Source organism: Aeromonas sp. HMWF017, assembly GCF_003061465.1.
In the GTDB taxonomy this organism is placed as follows: domain Bacteria; phylum Pseudomonadota; class Gammaproteobacteria; order Enterobacterales; family Aeromonadaceae; genus Aeromonas; species Aeromonas veronii.
Map to the genome: position 1 here is coordinate 1 of NZ_QAJD01000053.1, position 1062 is coordinate 1062.

The following is a 1062-nucleotide window of genomic DNA, read 5'->3' on the forward strand; positions in this document are numbered from 1 at the left end:
GCCCTGATCTGCGGTGAACGTACCCTCAGTTATGGCCAGTTAAAGCGTGAGGTCGATGCGCTGGCGGCGCGGCTGGCGGCGCGCGGGCTGGGTCATGGAGATACCGCGCTGGTGCAGTTGCCCAACTGCGCCGAGTTTTATATCTGCTGGTTTGCCCTGATCCGCTGCGGTGTGGTGGCGGTGCATGCCCTCTACAGCCATCAGCGGCGCGAGCTGGTGGCCTTTGCCCGCCAGATTGAGCCCGCCTTGCTGGTACTCAGCCCCTCTCACCCCGGCTATGACGGTGAAGCGGGAAGCCTCGCGGCCCTTGACGAGTTGGCATCGTCCTCCTGTCAGACACTGCTTTTCGAGCAGGTTGAAGGCGCAGGTCTTCAGTCTGGATTTGCATGGCGTCAGCCTCAATCCATGACCCGTGCAGATGGTTCTGTGCAGGTGGCTGCTGCGCCTACACCGACTCCAGCCGATCAGGTCGCCTTTTTCCAGCTTTCCGGCGGCAGCACCGGTACCCCCAAACTGATCCCCCGTACCCACGATGACTATGGCTACAGCGTGCGCCAGAGCGTGGCGGTGTGCGGCTGGGATGAGCGGGTGATCTATCTCTGCGCCCTGCCGGCGCCCCACAACTTTCCCCTGAGCTCCCCCGGCGCACTGGGGGTGTTTTATGCCGGTGGCTGCGTGGTGCTGGCAAAGGATCCCTCTGCGGCAACCTGCCTGCCGCTGGTGCAGCGCCATCAGATCAACTGGGCGGCGCTGGTGCCACCGGCGCTGGCGCTCTGGCTGGAGGCGGCCAGCTACTATCCACAGACCTCTCTGGAGTGTGTGCAGGTGGGGGGGGCGCGCCTCAGCCCGGCTCATGCCGATGCGGTAGCGAGCCGCCTTGGCTGCCGCTTGCAGCAGGTGTTCGGCATGGCCGAGGGGCTGGTCAACTACACCCGCATCGAGGATGACCACTGGCACATCGTCAATACCCAGGGCCGCCCGATGAGCCCGGGCGACGAAGTGGAGGTGCGAGGCAGCGACGGGCGCCCCTTGCTTGATGGTGAGTGCGGCGAGCTCTGGACG

At 65.3% G+C, this 1062-nt stretch carries 1 protein-coding gene; it reads left to right on the plus strand.

The genetic code is table 11. The features are described from left to right. A partial coding sequence (locus DBR30_RS04500; protein ID WP_258224277.1) for an AMP-binding protein occupies positions 1–1062 on the plus strand: 1062 nt, incomplete at both ends.